Consider the following 1398-nt stretch of genomic DNA (forward strand, 5'->3'; position numbering starts at 1 on the left):
AATTGAGTATAAGCCATATCGAATTCCTCTTTTGTCATCTGCTTTGCGGCTAATGCAGAGCATAATATAGCAAAAGCAATTGGCATTGTATCAATGTGAATGTCGATATGGACCTCTGAGTTGCCGCTGTTTTTGATAACAGATTCAGTAGTGGGTATCTCTTGAGTATGTCTGTTGAGAGGAATGATGTTTTCGTTCATTAGTCTTCTCCGTCTTGTGACTGCGCCTGTGCCTGATCCTGATCTGTATTCACGCTGACCACGACTTTTGCATTACCGCTGTTTTGGACTTTTGCGACTGCCGCATCGCGTCTGTTTTCTTCATTTTCATGACGATTTTCGCTCATGGTATCATCCTTTCTCTATTGATAGTGACAGGATATTCGATAGGAGAGTAAAGAGATTGGACGAACTTCGCGGTTTTTCCACATTAGGGCAAAAGGTCGAAGGAAAGCATTCTATTTGGTAAAATGAATAGACATTATAATAGAAAAGGTGTTTGCATATGAAATCGTACATCATCGTCGGCGCAGGGATTCTGGGCGCGTCGACGGCTTATCATCTCGCAAAATCAGGCGCTCGCGTTACTGTCATTGATCGGAAAGAGCCGGGACAAGCGACTGATGCGGCGGCGGGGATCGTCTGTCCATGGCTCTCGCAACGCCGTAATCAGGATTGGTACCAGCTTGCTAAGGGGGGAGCCCGGTACTATAAGGATTTAATCCATCAATTGGAAAAAGACGGTGAATCGGATACAGGATACAAACGTGTCGGTGCCATCAGCATTCATACTGACGCGTCTAAACTCGATAAAATGGAGGAAAGAGCGTATAAGAGACGGGAGGATGCGCCGGAAATCGGCGACATTACCCGCTTGTCTGCAAGTGAAACGAAAAAGCTGTTTCCGATTTTAGCTGACGGCTATGAATCGGTTCATATCAGCGGTGCCGCCCGTGTGAACGGGAGAGCGCTGTGCCGGTCGCTTTTAAGCGCTGCAGAGAAACACGGCGCAACGATCATCAAAGGAAATGCGTCTTTGCTTTTTGAAAACGGAACAGTCACCGGCGTTCAAACAGATGCAAAGCAGTTTGCGGCTGACGCGGTGATTGTGACAGCGGGAGCATGGGCCAATGAGATATTGAAGCCTCTTGGCATTCATTTTCAAGTGTCATTTCAAAAAGCGCAGATTATGCATTTTGAAATGACAGATGCAGATACAGGATCGTGGCCGGTTGTAATGCCGCCGAGTGATCAGTACATTCTTTCGTTTGATAACGGCAGAATTGTAGCCGGCGCCACACACGAAAACGATGCCGGCCTTGATGATCTTCGTGTGACAGCCGGAGGCCAGCACGAAGTATTGAGCAAAGCGTTAGCCGTTGCACCGGGTCTTGCTGAT

The 1398-nt window shown here is 47.4% G+C and carries 3 protein-coding genes; 1 reads left to right on the top strand and 2 read right to left on the bottom strand.

The genetic code is table 11. From position 1 onward, the window contains the following. Positions 1 to 200: hypothetical protein (locus ACWHAR_RS21345; RefSeq protein ID WP_452087752.1), on the bottom strand; the 200-nt coding region annotated here is incomplete at its 3' end. Beyond that, positions 200 to 346, bottom strand: a complete 147-nt coding sequence (gene sspG, locus ACWHAR_RS21350; RefSeq protein WP_003228613.1) for an acid-soluble spore protein SspG — start codon at positions 344 to 346, stop codon at positions 200 to 202. The genes ACWHAR_RS21345 and sspG, both read right to left, overlap by 1 nt. A gap of 158 nt (positions 347 to 504) precedes the next feature. Between sspG and ACWHAR_RS21355 the strand changes: the two genes are divergently transcribed. Next, positions 505 to 1398, top strand: an 894-nt coding sequence (locus tag ACWHAR_RS21355; RefSeq protein WP_452087753.1) for an NAD(P)/FAD-dependent oxidoreductase, incomplete at its 3' end; no start/stop codon positions are given.

The organism is Bacillus sp. LR--39 (assembly GCF_053613335.1).

Coding starts and splice junctions, on each gene's coding strand:
- sspG (WP_003228613.1), bottom strand. CDS start 346: ATGAGCGAAAATCGTCATGAAAATGAAGAAAACAGACGCGATGCGGCA.